Below are 25,004 nucleotides of genomic sequence, written 5' to 3'. Positions count from 1 at the left end.
TTCAATCAATTATTTTTTCTTGAAGTAATCCGTTTTCATTTAGCAGAAGTTCTACATAAAGTGAAATATTCTGAAAATTAACAGAGCATTTTTTTGAGTATTTCTTTAAAATTTCCAGGCATGGTTCTGTTATTAATTCAGTTTCTTTCATATCTAAAACTATCTGACAGCATTTCTCAGAATTTTTGTTTTCTTTTTTATAATTATTAGCTATCTCAGCTAAAAACTCGTCGAGTGTTGTTGCGGAATCCAATTTCCCGATTATGTGAACAACCGGTTTTCCGTCTACTTCAGTTCTGTAAATTCGATTCATCATACGGCGAGCTGTCTTAAAAGATATGCCATTGTATAAAGATTTGATTATCGGTAAGAAACGATGGTTTTCGTCAGAAATTGCAATTTATTGCTCGTGATATTTCGCAACTCGTGATATTTCACGAACCTTTTTTAAAGTTGTTGCTAACTTGAGGCTTGGTGAAAATTTTCAGGATCGTTCAACAAAGTCGATTCCTAATTTCTTCATTCTGGATCGAAGCGTACTTGGATTAATACCAAGCAACTCAGCTGCTCCATTCTTCCCGCTGATCTTACCTTCGGTTTTATTTAGGACTTGAATTATGTACTGCTTTTCCATTTGTTCAAGTGAAACAATCTCTCTATTAATACTATCTGCATTTTTAACCACTTCGGTACCCTGGTTCAATAAAATATTCTCGTCGGATATTACATCTGTCTTTGAAATTATAACAGCTCTGTGAATTATATTTTCCAGTTCACGGATATTTCCCGGATAAGAATGTGCTTTCAAAATATCCAGTGCACTTTTAGTTATCGCACTTATTTTTTTATTTAATAGTTTGGAGTAACGGTCTATAAAATATTTGGCGAGGTGCTCGATATCTTCTTTACATTCTCTTAGCGGAGGTGCAAGAATCGGATAAACATTTATCCGATAGAAAAGATCCTGCCTGAATTTTCCTTCTCTGACTCTCTCCTCAAGATTATGATTTGTTGCTGCAATAATTCTTACATCAACACTTATTTCCTGACTTCCTCCGATCCGAGTAATTTTTTTTGATTGAATTACATTTAAAACTTTAGCCTGAACAGTCAAATTCATATCACCAATTTCATCAAGGAATATTGTGCTTCCGTCTGCCACCTCAAACTTTCCGATATGTAATTTATCGGCGCCAGTGAAAGCTCCCTTTTCATGGCCGAATAATTCGCTCTCAACCAAGGCATCAGGAATCGCCGCACAATTCACTATAACCAGCGCCCTATCTTTTCTAAGACTTGAATTATGAATTGCTTCTGCAATTAAATTTTTACCAACACCGGTTTCTCCTGTTATCAAAACAGTTGAATCATTCTCAGCTATCTGTTGTATCTTTCTGCGTATCTCATTTATTGCAGGACTTCTTCCAATAATCGAACTTAACTCCTGAACAATTCCATGCTTTTCGCGTAAATAAATATTTTCTTTTTCAAGCCTGTCCTTTAATAACTGAATTTCTTTGTGAGCCTTTTCGAGTTCCTGCTTTTCAACAAGTTCTTTTTGAGCTTCAACCAACCGATTATACTGTTCCTCAATCTGGACCTTACTTTTCTGCAGATCACTTGTTTTTTCTTCGACGATTTTCTCGAGCTGGAGATTTCGTTTTCGTATATGTGAAAGTCTGTAAACGTAAGCTTTATATGCAATGAAAAGTATTAGCAATGATGAAATGAGAATAAACCACGGTCTTTTCCAGACAGGTGCAAGTATCGTAAATGAAATTGATTTTGGCTGGCTTGTTACTCCAAACTGATTGAGAGCTCTCATTAAAAATGTATAATTCCCTGGTTCAAGATATCCGTAAGTTATTTCCGGATTTGTTGAAACGTTTACCCACTCTTTTTCGACTCCTTCAAGGTAATACTGAAATTTCACTGCGTCTTCGTTGTAAAAAGATAATCCATCACAATAAAAACTTATTTTATTCTGTGAAGGCGAAAGTTCGGTTCCGGAAATATCATTTATTGAGTAGGTTGAATCGTTAACCTTTACTCCTGTGATATACGAAAGCGGTTGAGTCGTAATTACACGATCTTCCGCAGGATTGTAGACAGTTAAACCGTCGAACATCCCAAAATAAATTTTACCATCCGATCCTTCTGCAATTGAATTATTATATGCAAATTCATCCGATGAAATACCATCACGGAAAGTGTAATGAGAAATAATTTCATAATTCCCGTTGACTTTCTGAAGTGAGAACAACCCGGATGCATTTGAACCTGCCCAAAGTCTTCCATTACGATCAATATGTAATACTATGATATCAGAACTTTTTAGTGCATCGACAACTTTAATTTGATTTTTCTTGTTAAGAATAAAAAGGTCTTTCCCGACAGCCAGAATTATATCTCCATCTTTATCCTGAATCATCTCTTTAACAGGCAAAAGAGGAATTTTTGTTTCCTCAGGGTTGATAATTTTTCTTTTGCTAAATGGAATTGTACCGTTCTCAACTATCGCCAATCCACTGTTCGTTCCGATATATAGATCTTTATTATTCACTTCGAGCAGTTTTTGAATTTGAAAATCTGAAACATTAAAATCCTGTTCAATAAAATCCTGACCAGATTTAAGATAAACGCCTGTATTAGTTCCGACCCATACATTATCAAGATGATCTTTTAAAGTTGTAAAAATTAATTTTCTATCGAGTCCGATAAGTTTATATGATGAGAGATTGTATAGGCTTACTACTCCCGGAGTTGATCCTAATAATATTTCGGAGTTTGAATACGGGAGGACTGTAAAATACCATCGTTGTGAAAATGGTGAATTAGAATTAATTAACTCAAACCTTTTTCCATTGAATTTGAAAAGACCTTTATCAGCTGCGACGACTAAATTATAATTTACTTTTGCGACAGCGAATATTGCATCAGAGATTAGTCCTTCATTCTTTCCATAACAGCTAAACATTAGAGATGAAATTTTGGATACTCCCTTTTCTGAATGACCTATCCAAAGATTAGCTTCGTTGTCTTCGAACACTCTGTAAATTATGTTACTTCGAAGGCCATTTTTTTCTGTGATATTAACATAATCCGGAGGAGCATTCTGAATTTTTTTAAAACGGTAAATCCCATTTTCAGTTGCAAACCAATAATATCCTCTTTTTGATTGCATGCCATAGTTAGTCGGAATTATTAGTATCCAGCTTACAGCAGGCTGAGTTTCAAAAGTTTTATTTTCAATTATCCCCAGCCCCTTTTCAGAGCAAATAACAAAATTATTTTCTTCATCAAAAAAAGAATACCTGACTCTTGAATCAATCAAATCATTGATGACCATTTCTTTAATTTGATTCGCGAAATACCTGAATACTTTTCCGGCCCTTGTAATGAATATTATACCACCCTTTTTATCTTCCGTGATAGAGACAATCACCTGGTTTTTGAAGTTGTGTTCTTGAGAAAAATTTACGAGTGTTGTATCAAGAAAGTATTGCACATCACCTGGAAAGAATAGAGAGTGAACCCAGATTCTGTTATAGCTATCTCTGAATAATGTAAACTGACCTTCAGTTTCCTTTAGCTCCCAATTTTTTATTTGACCATTTGAAAATCTGGAGATGCCATAATCGTACGCAATCCATAGATATCCTTTATCATCACTTGTAACGCCGAGAGGTATTTCATCAAGAAGTCCGTCTTCGGTACCAAAAATTTTATATGTTTTTCCATTATACTTTATCAACCCGGAAGAGGTACAAAACCACATATATCCTTTATCATCTTGAAAAATTCCCCATACCTGGTTTCCAGGAAGTCCCCGGTCTTTTGTATAGTGTGTAATGGGATATTGTTGTGCGAAGAGTAGTTCAGAACTACAAGTGATTAAAACCAGAATGAAGAAAAATATCGTGTTATTTTTTTTCATAAACACATCAATTAAATAATATCATTCATTCACGTGTTGGAACATATTACATGTTCGTAAGGAATTATTCCTAAGTTAAAATTTTCCGAACTTGAGTGCAAGTACTGCTGAAAATCCATCAAAATCAGAATTTGAAAATTCAAAATGATCGATGCCTGATATTAACCTGTAGCTTGCACCAGCATTTATCCTAAAAAATGAAGTGATATTGATTTCAACATTTGCTGCCGGTTCGAAAATAAAAAAGCCATCAGTACCAAAATCATCATCGTCCCAATCTTCATCAAAATCATGAGTAAGGTTTATAGCTCCACCACCAATGAGTGAGTAAAAGGTGAAATGAACAATCTGGTCGGAAGCAAAAATATATTCAAGCTCTAATCCTCCATAACCAAAATGAATATAAGTTGGAAATTGCAGCGGATTGAAATCCGAATTGATCTCATTAGCCAAACCATAACCACCTCCGCCGAGAACAAATTTATGATCGATAATCCAACCACCTCGTCCGCCGACAAGTACTGCAGGTTCTCCATAAATTTGTGTGTACTTAACTACCGGCGCTCCAAAACCGCCATGGCTGATTTCACCATTACCAACCAAAGTTTTTTCCTGGGAAAGGATTATCGATGAGAAGAGAATTATTATTGATGTGAAATGGAATATGATTTTCATGTTGTTCCTCATTTTGAATAAATATTTAATTTATTACGATTTATTTTGTACTGAGAGGAGATTCTGCTACCCATATCAGAAAAATCCGAATCAGCTACATCAAAATTAGTGAGCAGAGTTTTTATTGCGGGGCGAAATTATTTTAACGGCAAAAATTTTGCCTAAACAATAGTTAATTTCTAAAGGAGTGGTCCCGTTTGAATTTTATTAATTACCCCAAATTTATGTGAATACTAATCATATCTTTCCAAAGAGATATATTTGCTTCAGTCAGTGTAGAATTCGTTCCTGACAATTCAATAGAAGTCTAATAATTTTGGAGACCTTTTGGAGATCAGCCCGAAAATGATTCTTTTTTAGTTAAATTTCAAAGCTTTTTACATATACCGGAGCGTCCATGACTCTCCGCATCGTTGAAAATTAATTACTACTTTTATTGAAATTTATTTTTTCAACTCATTCAATAACTTTTCAGAGAAGTCTGAATTCCTACATCTTCTCATTGATAGACACAGAACCCAGGTTGAAAAATTAATGCAGCATCCTGATTTCCATCACTATTGAAAATTCAATAGTTGAAAAGTATTTACTGTCTGGAGCCTTTACTGTTCTGATACTATAGCAAAAATAGAATCCGGCAGGTCAAAAATTTATCTCTCAAAAATTTGCTATCGCTTTTTAATCAGTATAGAAATCTTGATATACATTAAATATTGATCAATCAAATATTTTGCTTACTAATGGTGTAATTAATTTCAAGTTGTAATTTCAAAAACATATTTTTATCATAGAATGATTCAGAAGATAAAATTCATCAATTATCTTAGGAGAGAATATGAAAAAAATCATTTTGATTGCTGCAACCTTTTTCTTGCTTGCTAATTTTATTCATTCTCAAAGTCGTGGATTCGGTTTAGGTATTGTACTTGGTGAGCCAACAGGGCTAAGTGCAAAACTCTGGACAAGCAGTTCAAATGCATTCGATTTCGCTGCTGCGTGGTCATTCAAAGGTGACGGACACCTTCTTTTACAAGCAGATTACGTATGGCACAGTTTTGACCTAATCAGAGTCTCATCAGGAAGATTACCTTTGTATTATGGAATCGGAGGAAGAGTGATATTGGCTGATGACCCGCTTTTGGGAATTCGTATTCCGTTGGGACTGAACTACCAATTCGATTCCGCACCAATAGACATTTTTGCAGAGATAGTTCCAATACTTGATTTGGTTCCTTCTACTGATTTTGATTTGGGTGGTGGGATTGGAGTTCGATTCTGGTTCAATTAAATGAAAGATAATTACAAGCAAATTTAATTTATCATCAATTATAAGGAGTAACTATGTTAAAGAGTTCATACTCGGAAGGGGTTAAATCAGATGAGACAACAATCATTAGTAACGGCGTTAGGATTGAGGGGAAAGTAACAAGTGCCGGAAATATTAGAGTCGATGGTGAAATTCAAGGGGACGTATCATCGAAAAGTGATATAGTAGTCGGAGAAAGCGGACAAGTTAATGGACAGATTAATGCAGAATCAATTACAATTGGCGGAAAGGTTTCGGGCACTGTTAAAGCAAAAGATAAATTAACTTTAGAAGCAAAAGCTAATCTCAAAGGGGATTTATTCACTAAAATATTAGTTGTTGAAGCTGGTGCAAAATTCGATGGCAATAGCAAAATGGGAGACACGAAGGATTTCACTGAAATTAAATCAAGTGTGCAATCCGACATGAACAAAGCCAAATAATTCAGTAGCAAACTAAAATCAGACATAATTGATTTCGATCATCATAAATTAAAAAAACGATATTCTTTCGTTTCTCATACTTAGTTAGTAAAAGTATTGATATGATCATGTTAGGATTTGAGTAGCAGATAACTGAGATGCTCTATACAAAAACGAATTTAGATCTAATGAAAAAATTTTATTTGATATTAGCTTTAACGCTATTAAATTGTAGTGGATTGAAAGAGTATGATGATGCACCAACACCTGTTGGCGGTGATGTTAAAGTTCGTTCCGTTTTTCAGGAAGTGTTAGGAAAATCATACGATGAATTATCCGGGGTTAGTGTTACGTTTTCAGTTCGGGTCAATAAAGATGGAGTGATTGAAGAAGTAGGTTTGAGCGAATGGACGAATAATGAATACGTAAACCGAACTATCGTGTATGCAATGAAAGAACAAATCAGGTTCACATCTCCCAGCAAAAATGGTAAGAAAGTAAAAGCTAGTTTTGAATATAAATTTACTTTTTGATTCAGATATTAAGAATAATTTTTTTCTCCTAAAGAATTTAAACTTTCTTAAACATCCGGCCAGCTTAATTTAAGTACAGCTGCTGTCTGTGATCCAACGATTCCATCATCAGCATTTGTTCAGAATGATGATATCTTGAATTTCAGTAAAGCATATAGTTTAGGTAATCTAATTCCCATCCCGCTGATGTTGCCAGTAATTTTTCTAAAGCCGGTGCCAAGTCCCCTATCGTAAAAAGTGATTTGATTAGCTGTTCTGTCTTCCAGCATATTGAACAGCTTGTAAACGTTTGTGTTGTTCCCTATACCGCCTTCCTGACCTGTTCCATCAGAAAGAACAACAATGTTTTTGGGCATCAAGCTCTCCTTAGTTTGTTGCCTTGAATACTATGATATCATTTGCGAAGTGAATATAGGAAAAAATATTTAATAAATGTCAAGTGTTTTTTATAATCAATATTTTATCCGAGGAATTTTAAGTTTAGTACAAAATCTATAATTCTAAAATTAAATCATTTCCTTCAAAATATTTTAGTATAGTATTAAACGATAATAATTGGTCACCGCTACCATCCTTCCATCTCAAACTCCATAGTGCTGATACCATAAATAATCAATCCGACAAGAATTGCAGTTCCTGCGATTCCAAGAATTGTTCTGCTTTTATCAAATTCAGTAATAACTATTTTAGATATGTCCTCTTTGGGATATTGGATGGTATCTGTTACTTCCATTAAAGCTGTCGACCAAACTTTTTCAAGATGTGTGGAGTAAATAGTTAATGTATCTGAACTTTTCCACCAGTACATATAATTATTTTTTAATGAATCCGAGGTTAACTTAATAGTTTTACCATCTTTTGTATTTAATTCAGCCTCTTGCCCTTTCGGCAAAGTATAGAATTCCTCATAAGTGATTTCACGTTGCGAGTAACAGCCTCCAAACTCTAACAGCAAACAAGAAATTAAAACTGCAGAAATATATTTTTTCATTTCACACCTCATTTAATTTTTTTTAGTTCATACGGTTCACCATCAGGAAAGATGGCATATTGGCTAAGTCCTTTTATATCATCTTCAGAGAATGGTTCAATAACTATATCCGGAGTTGAAGTAACAGCACCATAAAGAAGACCTCCGAATAATTCTACAATAGGACCAATCACCAACCCGTATGCAGCGCCCATGGCAATACTAAGATCATTATCATCATAGATCGCTCCACTAATGGCTCCGATAGCCGGACCAGCACCAAGTCCAATAAGTGTACCCCAAAGTGTAGTCATACCTATGTCCGATTCACCTTCTATGATTAATTTATTTATATCTGCATTGTTGATCCGAGTAATACAATTAGTATTAAAATTATTTCCATTACAATCTTCATTAAAAAGCAAAGTCGAACTATTACTTATCGTTACAAGATTTCCGCTTTCTGTGTTTTGGTTGATAGTGTAAACTGCCACCTTCCTGGCCATTTCTATATCTACTTTGAAAAGATAAATTCTCATATTAGTAACTGATTTGTAATTATTAATTAATGTATCTCTGATCACGTTACGAGTTTTATATGATACAAGCACGTCCTGTAAGCTATCAGCATTTAAGTAAAAGATTGCAAATTGAAATTCCTTAATTGTCGGAAGCAGGTTGTAATAATCCCTTTCTTCGAGTGACAGCGTATCACCGATTAGCGGACTTACAATGAATGGCTTTTCAATTTCCTGTGCAAAGAAAGAAATACTATTTAATAGAAGCATATACACAAACAAAAAGTAAAATGTAGTTTTCATTTCACACTTCATTTAGATTGTTGACGATAAAATGGTTCAAAGTCTTTATATCGAGCTATCCTGCTCAAACCTTCTATATCATCTTCGTTTAATGGAAGAGAATACTCTTCTTCTGAAGAAATTTTAAGCGGAATTGCATAGCTCAGTCCAAAACCTACTAGTGAACCACCAATACCAACCGCAAGTCCAGTTAGAAAATTATTCATCATATTATCCAGGTTTTTATCATCAGGGGTAAGAGTACTATTATATATAATTATAGCAGCTAATCCGGTAATCGTGGGGTATAGTAACATTCCAAGATTAAAATCACTTTTAACTTTAAGTTTTTCTATATCACTAGGTCTTAGAAGCATCACACAATTAATATCAATTTGCTCTTCATCACAATCCAATGAATATACAATCAGAGAGTTGGCAGTGGCAGATAATAAATTTCCAGATGCTATTTTACCCTCATTATAAACTACGCTTACTTCATTTCCTGTGTAGTCTTCATTCTTTATCGGATTCACACTTTCAGGATTTTCAACTGCGTTTAGGTGAAGCACTAGTGATCTCAGACTTCTGTAGTTATTAATAATTGTATCCTGTTTGACAAAATTTCTTAGATGAGTGACTTTAACATTTAGTGTACTATCAGGATTTAGGAAGAAAACTGCCCACTGGAAATTTTGAATTGTTGGTAGCAGATTGTAATAATCTCTTTCTTCAAGTGACAGCGTATCACCGATTAGCGGACTTACAACAAATGGCTTTTCATTCCCTTGAGCAAATGAACAAAAAGCACTAAGATGATATAACAAAGCAAACAAAAAGTAAAATGTAGTTTTCATTTCACACCTTATTTAATTTTTTACCTCTACGAAAATGCAAAAGACCATTAAATGCAATTTGTTGTTATTTTAAATTTTCAGGAGATAAGTCCTTCCGTGCATTAAAGAATGTTTTTAAAAAGTTATTTCCAACGCCAGAAAAGGTCTTGATGTCCAAAAGTCACCTTTCTTACCATCATAAGTAAATTCATATCCGGTTTTAAATGCCATAGAATTCCCAAATGTGTAACCATCTTCATCTTCCCAATTTAATTCAAACTGCAATCCAACATCAGTTGAATAGACTATCCATTCAGGTCCAAAATAATCTGTCCTAAAAGCAATGAAAGACGATAGTGCGAATGGATCAGTTTGGTAATTACCTGGTGGATTTACAATGAACAGATGGTGTTCTGCATTTGTTAAAAGCAATGGTGAACCTAAAATCAAAGCATAGACCGTCTGACCTTTCTCACCAACATCTTCTGTGTGGATCGTTCCCATAGCTATACTTGCAGCGAGCATATAGCCAAGTGTATATAAGCCTGATGAAGAAATGCGAGTCTCTCCACCTTGAGGTAAAAACGTTGTGTTAACCTTCACTACCATTCTGTAAATGCCTATCTGCACTTGGTTAAAGATACCTACAGTAAATTCTCCGTTTCTCCAATTAACTTCTCCTCCAAATCTTGAAGGTGTTCCTTGTGATGATCCACTGCCACCTGAATATTTACTCTTATATGGTTCTTTATAAATAATTCTTTCTATTGATGCAAAGGGAATTGATAAAGTATCTGGTTTGATGAAGGTGTTGGGTTTTTGAAAGTATTCGTGGTTCCCGGCGTTATGTTGCCCTAAGGATTTTAGACTAAATTTGGATCTCTTTTTTAAATAATTCGCTCCATAATCACAAAAAACAATTGATGAATCATTTGTTTTCCAACTTGTGATTAGTTCAAATGTTGTGTCTTTAGTAACTATCGTTAAAGAACCCGCGAATGTTGCTTCCATCGTCTTTAATTCAATTAAGGATATTTCGCTGATAGCGGTCTGTCCAGTTACAAAACCATTGAAAAGACCAAAGACAGATAAATAACATACTATTTTCTTTAAGCAGTTTTTCATTTCATACCTCATCAAATAATCGCTGATATAATTGTAATAAAAAAAGGGAGGCAAATTGTCATGGAATTGTAAAAGACAGGTTTAACTTTTTTCTATCGATAGCTCTTTCTCAATAGTGTATCTATGATAAATCAAACAAACAAATTATAATTATATAAAAGAGAATCAATATTTTTTTTACAATTACTTGACAACTTTCCTCTTTGATTCGGCTATATTTGTATTGTGTCAACAAGGTATATGAAAAATGAAAAGGCTTTCTTTAATAGTTCTGGCGATTATTCTAACATTCTACATTCAGGGCTGTAAAAACTGTTTCGAGTCAGTTAGTATGTCTATTGGAGAATCAATTGGTTCATACATAGGTGAGGGACTATTTCATCCATCTGAAGTTAAAACCTCTATTGATTCAGCAATATTTGCTGAACAAATCAACTCGATAGGTTTAATAATTTTTGAAAATGCATTCTTACCATGGCAGGAATATTTAGATTCAAAACAGAAGATTGAAATAGAGAAAAGCATTATCGAAAACATCAATATTTTTGACCCTTATTTAAGAATTGAATGCTCAGACATTAAAAATGCAGTTAATCAGAATGGTTTAATGGAAGAATATGAAAAATTCCTTAAGGATTGTGATGATGAAGAAGAAATTGATTACAAATTCGTAAAAAAAATTGAAGACTTTGTTGATGTTGACTGTATCCTGATTGTTGAAATACAAAATATTACGATTGTTCCTGAATATTATAGCTATGCTTATGATGAATTAAGACTTGCCAATTCCTATGTGAACAATTATGTTTATTTATACTCTTCCAGTTCTGAAAAATTGCTCTGGAGAGCTTCAGTTTATGAAGAAGTTAATTATGAAGTTTATAAAGATAATGTAGCAAGCGAACTGATTATACCGGCATTAGCCCGGATACTTGAAAAATTTCCTCTTTAATTCTTTCTCTTAAGTCCCTTAAAAACTTGTAATAATTCAATTATTTTCTAAACGAGATATGTATTGATTGCTAATTACAAATCGATTCCGCTTGTTTTTCATTAAAATTAATGCATTTTATTAGGAGGTAATTATTCTCTACTCTGAGAGAGTTAGAGTTGCAGCGCAAGGGTGCTGAATAAATTCCTGAAGATTACATACCGAACACTCTCCCAAAGCAGACCGTAAGTATCAAATTTGCTTGTCCTCCGCTCTTTCACATTTGAAAAAATTGTGGGTGATATTATGAAAGCAAGAATACTTTTTATGGTCGTTGTTTTTTTATTGCCATCTCCCAATATGGCTCAGAATCTCGATTGTCTTTCCAATCACTTTTCAAATAACTTTCAAAAAAATAATCTCTGCATCAGAAATAATTTTTCGACTGATGATGAAAGATCACTATACTTAATCCGGATTACAGGGGTTGATAGAGAAGATAAAATTAATTTCTATGGTATTAGCATAGGATTTACTCACTCAAATCCAAAAGCAAGTTTCTCTGGTTTTTGTTTGAACCTCGGTTTGGGAAGTTTGAGACGTTACGAAACATACATTTCTATTAATGGTTTAAATTTCAGTCTTTTCGGTCTCTCTACAGAAGGGACTATTAATGGATTCTCATTGGGAACATTATTTAATTCCGCTATCCATACTAACGGAATTTTGATTGGAGCAACGGCAGGCTCAGATTACTTAAATGGGATTGTGATTGCCGGATTGATGTCGATTAGTCAATATTCAAATGCAATTCAAATAGCAGGAATATTAAATATTTACTGCAACTTTAATGGTATCGGGATAGCACTGATAAACAGCACAATGAGTGGTTTTGAGGGAACGATGAAAAGTTATTCAATAGATTATTGCACAGAAAACAAGGTGTATGGAATAATGCTAGGTTTGTATAATGCTGTAGATGTCAGAGGTATATCACTAGCATTGGTAAATAATGGTGACGGTTGGCTTCAAATAGGGATTGTTAATATCGGAGATAGCATACTGCAGATTGGATTAGTCAATTTACATTCAAACGGAAAAATTGGAATACCAATTATAAACGTAAACTTTTAAGGGAAAATTATTAGAGATCATTTATTAAAATATTTCTGTACCTGAGGGATATATCCCACTGGTTGAAAACTTCCCTGCTCTGTCAACACTCCCCCACCGAACAGAACAATGAAAAATTCAAAAGAAGTGAACTTTTAGTTTTTAATGTATGCACGATTTTTACAACAACATGACAAATAATTGACAATCAGTTGTTCTTGACATTGTAGTTTTTGATAAGAATTTACTACTCAAAATAATTTGAGCTCAAATTAATTATAAACAATCAAATCCGGAGGTTCAAAATGTTAAAGCATTTCTTCTACTGTTTTTTTCTAATAACCTTTTTTTCAACAATAACATTTTCTCAAATGGACACAATTACTGTCTTGCACTTAAATGATACTCACTCAACTTTGGCCCCGATCGGACCCCGTGACCAAAATTTGAATGGAACTCTCGGAGGAATAGCCAGAGCAGCTACAGTTATTGGTTATGAAAGAACTGTTGATCCTGATTTACTTCTGCTTCACGCAGGAGATATTTCAATAGGCGATCTTTTTTTCAATAGGTATTTTCAGGTTCCTGAATTAATGTGGATGAATATGATTGCCTTTGATGCAATGGCTTTAGGCAACCATGAATTTGATCTTACACCTGCCGCACTTTTGGGATCATTGCAAAATGTTTTTCCGATTCCAACTGATGCATTTCCGATCCTTGGTGCTAATGTGGATGCTTCTGCAATCCCGGATCTCGATGCTTACATCGATAACTACACGACTAAAAATATTGGAGCGATAAAAGTCGGGATTTTTAGTCTCATAACTCCTTCAACGAATGTTCTGTCTCAGCCGCTTCCTGTAATAATTGAAGATGATATTCAGGAAATTATGAACATAGCAGGAACAACAGCGTTCATACTTCGGAATGTTGAAAGCTGTGATGTTGTAATACTACTATCCCATCTCGGAATTGAATTCGATCAGGCAATAGCTTCAATGGTTCCCGGAATTGATATAGTTATTGGAGGTCACGACCACTATAAATACAGTTCACCGATACCGGTTCCAAATCCGCTTGGCGGAACAACCTGGATTGCACAGGCTGGTTCAAATTATATGTATGTAGGCAAGATGCAGATAGGAATAGACGCACTTGGTGCAATTTCTCTTCTCGACTATTCACTCATTCCACTCGATGAAAATGTTCCCGAAGAACCAACCGTTAAGGCAATGGTAGACGGAATGATCGCTGACATTGAAACTTTTTACAACACCCCATTTTTCACACAACCCTTTGGATACGCAGATGCATTTCACAAAGAAGAAGCACTGGACCTTTTTGATTTAGGTACCCACGATACACCAATTGGCAATCTTGTAACAGATGCTTTCAAATCTTTTACAGGAACAGATATCGCAATACATGCTGGCGGCTCAATTGCACTTCCATTGTGGGAAGGGCCATTTACGCTTGGTGATATATTCAGAATTAATGGTTACGGTTTTAATATGGTAAACACTTTAGGATTTCAGCTTGCAACTTTTAATATGACAGGTGAATCATTGTGGATGGGTCTTGAATTTGGATTAAGTCAGATTGAAAGTAACGATGAGTATATGATACAGGTTTCAGGACTGGAGTATAAATATGATGCAACTAAACCTGCTGGTGAAAGAGTTGTTTCAGTATTAATTAATGGTCAGCCAGTTGATCCGGTTGCCGTTTACTCGATAACAGCAAGTGAAATGGTTCTTGCAATTCTTGATTATACACAAATACCTTATTCTGATCCAAACATACTTACAGGTGTTACAGAATTTGAAGCTGTAACTAATTATGTAATGACACAAAATAATTTCCTGCATCCAAAAGAAATCGGAAGGATTGTAAATGTTGGCGATCAACTCATAGTAAACAGGATAGAATCTGAAGGATGGTTCTATTCTCAGCCAGGTGCATTCATTGCTGATCCGACAATAACCGGGACGCTATGCTTTAATATGAACCTGCACAACAGGAATAATCCTGGCAGTGCACAAGGTGTTGTTAAAATTAAATTCCCGGAAGCAAAAATTAATCTTACAGGAAATCGAGTAGAATTTCTTTTAATTGAAGATAACGTAATCACTATCCGTGGTGAAGGTAAAAATACCGGAAAGGGCAAGTATGGATTCCTGGTCACAGCGGTTGATGCTGGCAACTCCGGCGATCAAATAAAAATCACAATTTGGGATAAGCTTGATGGTGACAAAGTAATTTACGATAATTTAACAATGAATGAACTCGGCGGTGGTTATATAACAATCCTCAACTCACCATTTGTAAAGGAAGACAATGCAATAACTGCCCCTGAAGAATTTGCTTTGGAACAGAACTATCCGAATCCATTTAATCCGTCAACAACTATTAAATATTCTATTCCTGATAACTCGTTCGTAACATTAAAAGTATATGATATTATCGGGAACGAATTGGCAACACTAGTTAATGAAGAAAGATCACCGGGCAGTTATGAAGTATCATTCAATGCTTCCGAATATTCAAGCGGAATTTACATCTATGCACTAAGAACAGATGCCTTTACACAAACGAGGAAGATGATGCTTATTAAATAAAATATTTCAAGCCTCTCTTAACGGGAGACTTTTATTTCTTTAATTAAATCTTAAAGGAGGCCGAAATGAAAAACTTAATCAATTTTATTCTCACATTTGTTATTGTTTTAGGTGGTTTACTTCTAATTAATGGTTGTGCAACCATCTTTGGGTGGGGTGGAGAAGAATCTGTAAATATTCTCAGCACTCCGGATCAGGCAAATGTTCTTATCACTGATCAGGATAGTCTCCAAGTATTTGATGGGACAACACCAGCTATTGCATCTTTAGAGAAGTATAATGGTTATTTCAGTGGCAAAACTTATACAATAAAAATTTCTAAGGAAGGCTATTCAGATAAAATCATCATTATCGATACACAAACCAATGGATGGTACCTGGGTGGTAATTTAGTTTTTGGTGGTTTGATTGGATGGTTTCTTGTCGACCCACTTACTGGTGCAATGTGGACTTTTGATAACAATGATGTGAACGTTAATCTGGAGCAAGCCGAACAGGACTCTTTAAAAGAAAATGCATTAGGAATTATGTTATTGCAAGATGTTCCGATATCATTACAAAACAGAATGATTAAGCTTGAAGAGTAATTGTTAGCTTTTAAAAGATTAAATGTGATCTGGTATTAACTTTTTAAAATTGTATTAAGTAGACAATGTTTGTTTAAACCAGACAAACTGTCAATTAATTTTGATTGGAACTACGATGGCTAATTGTAAATATTTCTCTGTGAGCGTAGATCAAATTAAATGAATTTATTCGCTACGCCGAGAGGGTTATGTATTGTAATTAATTTATCGAGGCTTACGTGTTGACTGATAAGCTTCTTGGAGTAAATTTTTACAAGAATTATCGACCTTTATTATGGGAAGTAATGTGATACACAAAACATTTGTTCTAGTTGTAATTCAGTCTTTATTATTAAGTGGTTGTTACACGTGGGAAATAGTTAAAACTCCTGATCCTGGTTCTAAAATTAAAATTACAACAAGAGATTTCAAGGAAATTGAGTTGCCACATTGGACGGAGAAAGATGATTACTTTTCCTACTATTCTTCTAGAACTGACACTACGCAAAAAGACTCTCTTAAAGACGGAGTAAAGTTTTATAAAAAAGATATACTGGCTATTAGGGAGAAAAAGATTGATACACTTAGAACAACTCTTGTACTGGTGAGTAGTATTACAATTGTTGTATACATTGCAGCATTAATTGCTTTCCAAAATTGGGGCAATTAGTAAATATAATTTTGAACGCCTCTCTTAATGGGAGGCTTTTATGTATGTAATTTTAAGGAAGCACAATGAAAACAAGAATAACAGCTAAAAGGAAAAGTAAGCGATTATCAAATTGGTTCTTAAAGAACAAGACCAGGATTTTATTACTTAGTTTACTTTATCCAAACATCGTGTGCTTTACACCTGACTCAACGGGAACATCTTCTACATTCATTGATTTTATGATGGGACTAGGAAAATATGCAAACGTAAGCTACAACTGTGAAGGACAGGTAATGAGTATAGAAAAAAATACTTTCTTTGATTATGGAGGCTCCGTATCACATAAAATTGATGAATTCAAATTTGGATTAAGAGCAGGAGGCTTTTCATTAGATGATTCAGAATCAAATGAGTACGGATATCTCTACGATTACTATGACGCCAGTAATTCATCATTTTATTTCAATCCATTTATTGCCTTTGATCATAAATACTTTGAATTGAACGCTGGCGCACTCTTCCTGACCGAAAACATCTACGATGAAAATATTAATGATTATTTCGCTATGGATGGAAAGACTCAGTTTACTGGATTACTTCGAATCGGGAATAAAGAAGCTTTTCACTTCTCGAGCCAGTATTTAAGTAACGTCCCATTACTTTCGGGAGGAGGAATGTTTGATATGGGTTTTGGTTTTGGAAGTAAAGAGTCAAGAAACATTACCTGGCTGGGTTTATCAGCCGGTCCGTTTCAGAATGCGGGATTAGCAGTAAAGCAAAATATTCAGATAGCAGATCAGTTTGATATTCTGTTAAAAGGAAGAATAGGACAAATTGAATCTAATCTGGAAGGAAGTATAGCTGTTGGTGCTAATTATATTTTTTGATAAAAAAATTATCAAAGCCTCTCAACTAGAGAGGCTTTGATTTCTTTAATTAAAAATTAAAGGGGGATGAGATGAAAACATATTTGAAAATATTAGTCTTGCTCTTTTTGTCTATAGTATTTCTTTGCAGATGTGGATCTGGTTACAACACTTTAAACATCGAATCCGATAATCTCGTCAAACTTAAAAGCTACTCAATTCACTCCCCCATTGGTGATGGTTGGGAATACCAATATGACAAAACCTCTCAACAATTGTTTTTTTATAATCTTGAGACGGGATTTATGTATTACGTTTCCGGTGGCAAAAGAAGCGGCACTTCAATTAACATTTATCGCAAGCTGACAAATATGTCTACTAAGAATATTAACAGGCAAGAATTTGTAAACAGGTTTGTCGATAAAGAATTTCAAATAATGGAGGAGTTACAAGGGCTAACATTTGTTTACAAACCTGACATCAATAAGCGCGATACATTAATAATTAACCAAAAATTGTTTTACAAGATGAATTACGGATCGTCTGAAGCAAGTTATGGTCAACTATATATGTATCTGCCAAATAGTTTTGAGGATAATGGAATTTTTTATCTCTTCAGGATTGAAGAAGATGGTGGCGAGGATATACTTGATTCAGGAAAAGATTTTGATCAGATAAATAATGTGCTGGCAACATTTAAATGCGATGAAGATTAACAATTAACTCAAAAAGAAGGAGTTATGAAAAATACTTTTTTTCTATCAAAGTTTTTTAGAATAAAGGAAAGTATTCTTGTTACCTCATTTATACTGGTAGCAAATTATTTTACGTTTTCTCAGATTACTGCTGAAGATTCATTATTTCAACAAGCTAATTATTATTTGGGTATTGGTTATCATGAGTCGGCCGTAAAAACTCTAACCAGACTTCTTGAAGTGAATCCAAATTCAGCAATTGCTTATAGTTTGCTTGGCAATACATTTAGCTTTCAAGGTAAGTATGAACAAGCTATTAGAATGTATCGAAAATGTATAGAAATTGATTCTACCATTCTTCCGGTATATGAAAATCTTGGTAATGCCTACATTGATGCGGGTAAACTCGATTCAGCAATAACTGTACACACATTATTAATTTCCAAAGACAGCTTGTATGTTGGAAACTATGTTAACCTTGGTGACGCATATATGAAAAAGCAGGAAATCGTAAAAGCTCAGGAATGTTTTATTAAAGCTATTGATTTGAATTACTATTGCACAATGGCACACGTAAATCTTGCAATGACATACTATAATCAAAAAAAGTATAGAGAAGCCATCGATGAATTATTTCTTGTTCGAAATATGGATAGCTGGTATCCCCAATTGCAGGATCGTTTAGAAATAATTACAGAAACTGCAAAATCAGAGTTCAAAAAATGGGCTGAGACAGAACCAAACAACAGTGAAGCGCATTATTATCTTGCATTTTTTATTTGGTATCGAGATGACTGTGATGATGCAATTGATGAATTGGACGATGCAATTGAAATAAATAATAAGATAGAAAAATATTACCTCACTAAAGCCATTTGGCTACACAACCTGGAAGAATATGAAGATGCTATAGTTGAATGTAAAAAGTGTCTTGCACTAAATCCAACCAATTGGATGTGTCTCAATGAAATTGCTTATAATTATTCCAACCTAAATGATTTAGGTTCAGCTTTGACTTACTATCAAAAAGCTATTGAGGCAGATTCATTAATAATAGATTCTCACCTACATATAGGACAAATTTATGTAATGAATATAGAATATGAACAGGCGCTGAATTCATACAACCAAGCTTTAAATCTCATAATCAACTATAGTGTAAAGAATCCTGTAATTTATTTCCGAATTGCTGAAGCTGCTTACTTTTTAGAGGATTATGAAACTGCAATAGAAAATGCTATGAAAGCAAAGTATATAAATTTTCCTGAAGAAAGAACAAAAAAGCAATGGGAGGCTTACGCAGATCGCTTATTAAGATCAATAGAAACAAAAGTAAGACAAGAACCAAAAAAGTAATAAACAACAATTTGTGTTATTATTTTAATTACTGAGAAGGAGTTATGAAAAAAGGGATTGTTTACAAAATCAAACAGAAACTCTCAACGATTCTGATATTATCGGTTGGAGCAATTATTACTTCTTGTGATTTTGGCAGTGATTCAGAAACCGGTAATACTACAACTTGCTTCACTATTGTGGACGATTTAAACAATAGTCCTTTGGACTCTGTATACTTAAGGTTAACTGTTAAATCACGGGAGACGAATGTTTCCTGGCAATATGTTGGATATACGAACAGTTCAGGTGAATGCTGCTTTGAATATGAATCCGACTTCTCACTATTTTTTTTAGATATCCAAAAAAATAACTATAACCCTCTATACCGTTATGGTGAAGTTCTGGGTTATATTCCTGAGACTATTAGGTTAACACAGTTTGCATACCTTAAACTTCATACTACAAACATTCCCCCCTCTGCTGATAATGATATCATTTGGATTTCGTATCCAGGTACTGGAAGCAACAGTATGGGAACTGTTCGATTTGAAGGTGCAAACATTGACACAACAGTCACATTATCATCTCGACCTGGCTTAAGAGAAATTTTATGGACTTCAAGTCATAATGGTATACTCGTTGACTCGACATTAGCAATAAACATTCAAGCTCAAGATACAACTTATGTCGAAATTATTTATTAAATAAAAAATTGCAAAGCCTCTTACTAAGCGAGGCTTTTATTTCTTTAATTAAAAATTAAAGTTGGATTTATGAAAAATATTTTTTCTTATTTGAAATTATTTAAAATGGAGAGGATACTTTTATCCTCTTTAACTATACTGATGAATATTCATATCTCATTCTCTCAAACAAGCACATTAGATTCACTAATGAAACAAGCAATAAACTTTTCATACAATGAAGAATACGATGAAGCGATTATGTCATTAGAAAAACTGCTTAGACTAGATCCAAACAATGCATATGCCTACGGTGAACTAGGCAATGTATATTATTTGCAGGAAGAGTTTGAAGATGCTATTTCATATTATCATAAATGCATCAAATTAGATTCATCTGCTTATCCAATTATTATGAATCTTGGTAACGCTTATATTGATTCGGACAAACTTGATTCCGCAATTGCTGTACATAAATTTCTTATATCTAAGGACAGTACAAATGCAGATCATTATATCGATTTGGGAGATGCATATCAGAAAAAGGAGGATTTAGCTCAAGCTGAGCTCAACTTCAAAAAGGCTATTCAAATAAACCCTTATAACTGTCTGGCTCACTTTAATCTTGGGACAATTTATGGAATTCAAAATAAATATAAAGAAGCTGTAGATGAATTATTCTTGTTACGCAATATGTACGGCTATTTTCCAAATTTGCAAAATCAATTTTACCAGATCCTAATGAAATCAGATTCTGAATTTGAGGACTGGGTTGAAAAGGAACCAAATAATAGCGAGGCACATTACTACTATTCTTTTTATCTCTATTATGATGATGATCGTGAAGAAGCTGTGGATGAGCTAAAAGAAGCGATAAGTTTAAACAGTAACGAAGAAAGGTATTATCTGCTAAAATCAATTTGGTTATGGAATCTCGGAGATAACGAGCAAGTGATTTCTGACTGTGAAAAATGTTTGGAGCTAAATCCGCATAGTTGGAAATGCCACAATAGTATTGCTAGAAATTATGCGGATATGAATGATTTTCCAAAAGCAATTGAATACTTAAAGAAATCTGTTGAAATAGACTCACTGGTAATTGAGTCCCATTATCAGTTAGGACAATATTATCATATAAATAAAGAATATCAAAAAGCTGTTGATGAACTAAAAAAGTCCATTAATCTTGGTGACAAGAGTCCCTGGGTTTATTATTACTTAGCCTTTGCATATTACAAAATAGATGATTTTAAAATGGCAATGCACAATGTAGTAATGGCAAAAAATAGGGATGCTCTCCTACACAAGTTAACGGAGGTGGCAAAATCCGATATAGATTGGCTTATAGATAAATTGAATCAGAATATAAATCGATAGTAATTCAATCAATGAGAGCTAGCAATAAGTTAATAATTATCCTAAAGGAGGAGTTATGAAAAAGATAGTAATAGTTTGTGTTTTTTTAGCAGCCATAGTCTGGAATGCTTGTTCATCAAGTACTGAGCCTGAAGAATTTAGCGGGGAAGCATATTCTTTGGCTATTGGGAACCAGAATCAATTATTTGTTGCCACGAATGAGGGACTATGTAAATCTTCGGATGATGGTGAAACGTGGGAATATGTAAATCGTTCCCCATCCAATCTCGTTTCAATTAGTCTATCAGGCACTATTTATTGTATGAGTTATAAAAAAGACGGACCATACACGACAATGCAAACATTATGTCGTTCAACTGATGGTGGTAAAACTTTTTCATCAACGGGGTGGGTTACAAACAAAACTTTATCTCGATTGCATTTGCTTACTTTTAATAAACAGGAACATTTATTTATTTGGGCAGATGCATACCCTGGAAAATTATATAGGTCAACAAACGGTGGACAAAGCTGGGAAGAGTTATTATCCGAGATGCTATATAATATGTCAAATTTAATAGCTCCAGATTATATGTTTGCTACTCTGGGTGCAGTTATTCGCTCTGTAAACAATGGTAATAGTTGGAATACCGTTCTATCATCGCAAAATATATCAGGAGCTTCTCCTTATTCCTTTGGTGGATTAGCATTTAATTCACAAGATAGAATCTTCGCTGTTGTTAATACCTATAACCCGAGTGATTCTGTTAAAACCGGAATGATTTACTATAGTGATAATAATGGTAACAGTTGGGTGAAAACTATCGTTTCAAATAGTGACATCACTAACATTGCAGTTAATTCACAGGATCAAATTTTTGCAATTACTGAACAACACGAGGTTTATTGTTCTATAGATAATGGTATTCAATGGAGTAAGGTAAGCGTTAACTTCCCTGAAAGTTGGGTACAGCAATTTATTATCAGTCCTAATAACAAATTATACGTTAAAACCTGGGATAACACTAATTATAAAATCTACAGATCACAGGATGATGGTGCCAAATGGGAACAAATTTGGCCAAAATAATAATTGAGGTAGCATCAATACAAGAAAATAAGAGTCTGATAAAGAAATTAGCCAAGTCTCTCAATCAGGAAGAATTTAGGTTATTGATTTAACATTAGGAGGACTTATGAAAAAAATAATTATCTATATAACAATTGCTTCCCTGCTGAACTTGGTTGGCTGTTATTACCAGCAGCAAATGAGTCCAAACGATTATGACTTTAGCGAAAACAATCCGATTAAAATTATTAAAAATGATTCTACCGTTTATGTTTCTAATCCGTATGAATATCAGTTAAGAGGAGACACCTTATTTGTTATTATGAAACAGACTCTGGATAATAATAATGAGAAAGAAAAGTGGATAGGATTCCCATTAAATGATATTCAATTAATTGAAACTGATAGAATAGATTCTGGTAATACCATTTTATTGGTATCAGTCATTACTATTGGAATCATAGCTATTGCTGCTATAATCTATGCAATAGCGTTAGAGAATGCTACTTACGGCCCTATATTCGGAAAATAGTACCTAATTCATAAGGATGAGTTATGAAAAAAATAATAATTTATTTAACAATTGCTTCCCTGCTGAACTTGGTTGGCTGTTATTACCAGCAACAGATATCACCTGAGGAATATAGCTTTGATGAAAACTTGAGTTTGAATATAACGACAAAAGATACGATATACTACTTAAGTCCGGAGGATTATTATTATGATAAAGATACTCTTTTTGTTACCTCATCAAAATTTATATATAAGAATAATTATCGATTGCAAGTTCGAGATAAAATTATCGATAAAATTCCAACCATAGACATAGAAAACCTTCAAATAGAAAAAACAGATGTTGCAGGAACAGCATTGGTTATTGTAGGAACTGTAGTCTTCGTGATAGTTTTTCTCGCGTTTGTTAGTGATCCTGGTTTTTTCCTTGGAACCAAATAATAAAATGAGAATGAAAATTAATTGAATATATATTTTACGAGTGAATATCTAAGCCGTTGATTCTTGGAAGAGTTATGAAAAAAATAATTATCTATTTAACAAACGTTTTGTTTTGAATAAGAATTAAAATGTTTTGTAAGATTAAAATATCTTTATTTGCTTCAGCGTTATTTAGTACGGTTTATATTAATCTTTGTGCACAATCCGATTCCACCGAACGTGCAGGAATTGAGCCGCTGCCAATACTTAGCTACGATACTGATACAGGTCTCGGATATGGTTTGAAAGTATTTTTTTACGATCGACTGAATGCAGAAGAAAGTTTTGATCTTATTCTGTTCAACAGCACAAAAGGCGAACAGTGGTATAAGCTTGTTTTTTCTATCCCTGATTTTGAAAGTCGTCAAGGTACTGAGTTCCCCGTTGCGCTGGATATTTCTTTCGAATACGATAAATGGAAGACTTATAACTTATACTATTATGGTTTTGAAAATGAAGAAACAAATCCCGCTTACCAAAATGTTGAGTTCACGGATCAATGCAATTATGAATTAATCGAAACAAAAATATTTCTGAATCACGCTTTCCGAAAAGATCTCACCGGCTGGTTTGGGTTAAAATTCACTTCTTTAGCTACATATAATTACAGAAGAGATACTGATTTAACTTCTCCTGACGAAGTCGAAAACAAATATCTGTTAGAGCCTTCTGTAAAATTTGTATCTATGAATCTTAATGCGAAATGGGATACAAGAAACAGTTACATCAAGCCCTCCGACGGACTGGTTCTCGAAGTTGATCTTGAATACGCTCCCGACTTCTTTGAAAGTAACAGTTCTTTTTTTAAACAAGCTTTTGTTGTTCGTTATTTCACAGAAATATTTTTTAATAATCTTGTTCTTGCCAGCAGAGCAATGGAACAGGTTCTGATTTCAGAATCAGGTTCATCACAATTTCTGGCAATACCTGTCGGAGGCAGTAATACTTTGCGTGGTGTTCCGATGGATAAACTCAGATTGTTCTCGGTATTCCTTTTTAATAACGAACTAAGATTTCCCATCTGGTGGAGGTTTGGTGCAATTGCAGGTCTGGATATTGGCTATGGATCAAATAAGGATTTATATCCTGAAGATGCTATTGATTGGATTGTTAATCCTGTAGTTGGTCTTCGTTTTTTTATGGATAATTTTATCGTTCGCGCGGATGTTGGTTATTATAAAAACGATATCGGCTTTTACTTAAACTTTGGACATATTTATTAATTTTAATTACTTGCTACTTACCTATTGACACATATTTATAAAAAGACTATTTTATCCGATATACATCTATTCTCTAAGGAAAGGCATTTGATTTAACTAATCATCGCCTGCTCTCTTCTCACTGCTCTGTTCTCCTTAGACCTGGATGCAGTTCTTAAATATAAGTTCTGTGTTTATGTCAAAGTATTGATTTCGAGACTCAATCGATTGCTAATGATGAATTATTGGTTGTTATCTATTTTTTACAACTAGCTGACAATTTTATGACAATAGGTTACGAATTAGTTTTTACTA

At 34.0% G+C, this 25,004-nt stretch carries 25 protein-coding genes; 17 read left to right on the top strand and 8 right to left on the bottom strand.

Going from position 1 to position 25,004, the window contains the following annotated elements; translation table 11 throughout:
- Window position 1 precedes the first annotated feature (1 nt).
- The 3 genes from IPM14_04630 to IPM14_04620 form a co-directional block, all read right to left on the bottom strand.
- Window positions 2-316, bottom strand: coding sequence for a hypothetical protein (locus IPM14_04630; protein MBK9097407.1), 315 nt, complete (start codon window positions 314-316; stop codon window positions 2-4).
- Window positions 317-484: 168 nt separating this feature from the next.
- Window positions 485-3,937 (bottom strand): sigma 54-interacting transcriptional regulator, encoded by a 3,453-nt coding sequence (locus IPM14_04625; protein ID MBK9097406.1) that lies wholly within the window; start codon window positions 3,935-3,937, stop codon window positions 485-487.
- A 75-nt stretch (window positions 3,938-4,012) separates the two neighbouring features.
- Window positions 4,013-4,612 (bottom strand): hypothetical protein, encoded by a 600-nt coding sequence (locus IPM14_04620; protein ID MBK9097405.1) that lies wholly within the window; start codon window positions 4,610-4,612, stop codon window positions 4,013-4,015.
- A gap of 835 nt (window positions 4,613-5,447) precedes the next feature.
- On the opposite strand from IPM14_04620, the gene IPM14_04615 reads away from it, so the two are divergent.
- The 3 genes from IPM14_04615 (at window position 5,448) to IPM14_04605 (ending at window position 6,873) form a co-directional block, all read left to right on the top strand.
- Window positions 5,448-5,900: a hypothetical protein gene (locus tag IPM14_04615; protein ID MBK9097404.1), complete on the top strand. Its 453-nt coding sequence runs from the start codon at window positions 5,448-5,450 to the stop codon at window positions 5,898-5,900.
- Between the two features lie 53 nt (window positions 5,901-5,953).
- A complete protein-coding gene (locus IPM14_04610; protein MBK9097403.1) occupies window positions 5,954-6,361 on the top strand; it encodes a polymer-forming cytoskeletal protein in 408 nt (135 codons plus the stop codon).
- Between the two features lie 167 nt (window positions 6,362-6,528).
- Entirely contained in the window at window positions 6,529-6,873 is a 345-nt protein-coding gene (locus tag IPM14_04605; GenBank protein MBK9097402.1) for a hypothetical protein, read from the top strand.
- A 119-nt stretch (window positions 6,874-6,992) separates the two neighbouring features.
- On the opposite strand, the gene IPM14_04600 is transcribed toward IPM14_04605, so the two are convergent.
- The 5 genes from IPM14_04600 to IPM14_04580 form a co-directional block, all read right to left on the bottom strand.
- Entirely contained in the window at window positions 6,993-7,229 is a 237-nt protein-coding gene (locus tag IPM14_04600) for a DUF2235 domain-containing protein (protein ID MBK9097401.1), read from the bottom strand.
- A gap of 209 nt (window positions 7,230-7,438) precedes the next feature.
- Window positions 7,439-7,864, bottom strand: coding sequence for a hypothetical protein (locus IPM14_04595; GenBank protein ID MBK9097400.1), 426 nt, complete (start codon window positions 7,862-7,864; stop codon window positions 7,439-7,441).
- An 8-nt stretch (window positions 7,865-7,872) separates the two neighbouring features.
- Entirely contained in the window at window positions 7,873-8,664 is a 792-nt protein-coding gene (locus tag IPM14_04590) for a glycine zipper family protein (protein ID MBK9097399.1), read from the bottom strand.
- A gap of 8 nt (window positions 8,665-8,672) precedes the next feature.
- Window positions 8,673-9,500, bottom strand: a complete 828-nt coding sequence (locus IPM14_04585) for a hypothetical protein (GenBank protein MBK9097398.1) — start codon at window positions 9,498-9,500, stop codon at window positions 8,673-8,675.
- Window positions 9,501-9,614: 114 nt separating this feature from the next.
- A complete protein-coding gene (locus tag IPM14_04580) occupies window positions 9,615-10,604 on the bottom strand; it encodes a hypothetical protein (protein MBK9097397.1) in 990 nt (329 codons plus the stop codon).
- Between the two features lie 247 nt (window positions 10,605-10,851).
- On the opposite strand from IPM14_04580, the gene IPM14_04575 reads away from it, so the two are divergent.
- The 14 genes from IPM14_04575 to IPM14_04510 all read left to right on the top strand — a co-directional run bounded on the left by IPM14_04575 (window position 10,852) and on the right by IPM14_04510 (window position 24,710).
- Entirely contained in the window at window positions 10,852-11,556 is a 705-nt protein-coding gene (locus tag IPM14_04575) for a hypothetical protein (protein ID MBK9097396.1), read from the top strand.
- Window positions 11,557-11,841: 285 nt separating this feature from the next.
- Window positions 11,842-12,669, top strand: coding sequence for a hypothetical protein (locus tag IPM14_04570; protein MBK9097395.1), 828 nt, complete (start codon window positions 11,842-11,844; stop codon window positions 12,667-12,669).
- Between the two features lie 284 nt (window positions 12,670-12,953).
- On the top strand, window positions 12,954-15,269 hold the full coding sequence (locus IPM14_04565) for a 5'-nucleotidase C-terminal domain-containing protein (protein ID MBK9097394.1): 2,316 nt from the start codon (window positions 12,954-12,956) through the stop codon (window positions 15,267-15,269).
- Window positions 15,270-15,334: 65 nt separating this feature from the next.
- On the top strand, window positions 15,335-15,856 hold the full coding sequence (locus IPM14_04560) for a hypothetical protein (GenBank protein MBK9097393.1): 522 nt from the start codon (window positions 15,335-15,337) through the stop codon (window positions 15,854-15,856).
- Window positions 15,857-16,142: 286 nt separating this feature from the next.
- Window positions 16,143-16,505 carry a hypothetical protein gene (locus IPM14_04555; GenBank protein MBK9097392.1) on the top strand — a complete coding sequence of 121 codons (363 nt, stop codon included), beginning with the start codon at window positions 16,143-16,145 and terminating at the stop codon, window positions 16,503-16,505.
- Between the two features lie 65 nt (window positions 16,506-16,570).
- Window positions 16,571-17,374, top strand: a complete 804-nt coding sequence (locus tag IPM14_04550; protein ID MBK9097391.1) for a hypothetical protein — start codon at window positions 16,571-16,573, stop codon at window positions 17,372-17,374.
- Between the two features lie 71 nt (window positions 17,375-17,445).
- Window positions 17,446-18,069 carry a hypothetical protein gene (locus IPM14_04545; GenBank protein MBK9097390.1) on the top strand — a complete coding sequence of 208 codons (624 nt, stop codon included), beginning with the start codon at window positions 17,446-17,448 and terminating at the stop codon, window positions 18,067-18,069.
- A 24-nt stretch (window positions 18,070-18,093) separates the two neighbouring features.
- The gene (locus IPM14_04540; GenBank protein MBK9097389.1) at window positions 18,094-19,404 is read left to right on the top strand and encodes a tetratricopeptide repeat protein; all 1,311 of its coding nucleotides are present in this window, start codon (window positions 18,094-18,096) and stop codon (window positions 19,402-19,404) included.
- 44 nt (window positions 19,405-19,448) lie between these two features.
- Window positions 19,449-20,090, top strand: a complete 642-nt coding sequence (locus tag IPM14_04535) for a hypothetical protein (protein ID MBK9097388.1) — start codon at window positions 19,449-19,451, stop codon at window positions 20,088-20,090.
- A gap of 69 nt (window positions 20,091-20,159) precedes the next feature.
- Entirely contained in the window at window positions 20,160-21,446 is a 1,287-nt protein-coding gene (locus IPM14_04530) for a tetratricopeptide repeat protein (GenBank protein MBK9097387.1), read from the top strand.
- A gap of 55 nt (window positions 21,447-21,501) precedes the next feature.
- Entirely contained in the window at window positions 21,502-22,515 is a 1,014-nt protein-coding gene (locus IPM14_04525; protein ID MBK9097386.1) for a hypothetical protein, read from the top strand.
- 106 nt (window positions 22,516-22,621) lie between these two features.
- A complete protein-coding gene (locus IPM14_04520) occupies window positions 22,622-23,026 on the top strand; it encodes a hypothetical protein (protein MBK9097385.1) in 405 nt (134 codons plus the stop codon).
- Window positions 23,027-23,049: 23 nt separating this feature from the next.
- Window positions 23,050-23,448: a hypothetical protein gene (locus IPM14_04515; protein MBK9097384.1), complete on the top strand. Its 399-nt coding sequence runs from the start codon at window positions 23,050-23,052 to the stop codon at window positions 23,446-23,448.
- A gap of 128 nt (window positions 23,449-23,576) precedes the next feature.
- Window positions 23,577-24,710 (top strand): BamA/TamA family outer membrane protein, encoded by a 1,134-nt coding sequence (locus tag IPM14_04510; protein ID MBK9097383.1) that lies wholly within the window; start codon window positions 23,577-23,579, stop codon window positions 24,708-24,710.
- The last annotated feature ends 294 nt before the right edge of the window (window positions 24,711-25,004 follow it).

The sequence above is a fragment of the bacterium genome, from assembly GCA_016716565.1.
Classification (GTDB): Bacteria; Bacteroidota; Ignavibacteria; order Ignavibacteriales; family Ignavibacteriaceae; genus IGN2.
This window is presented reverse-complemented; position numbering and strand designations above follow the sequence as displayed.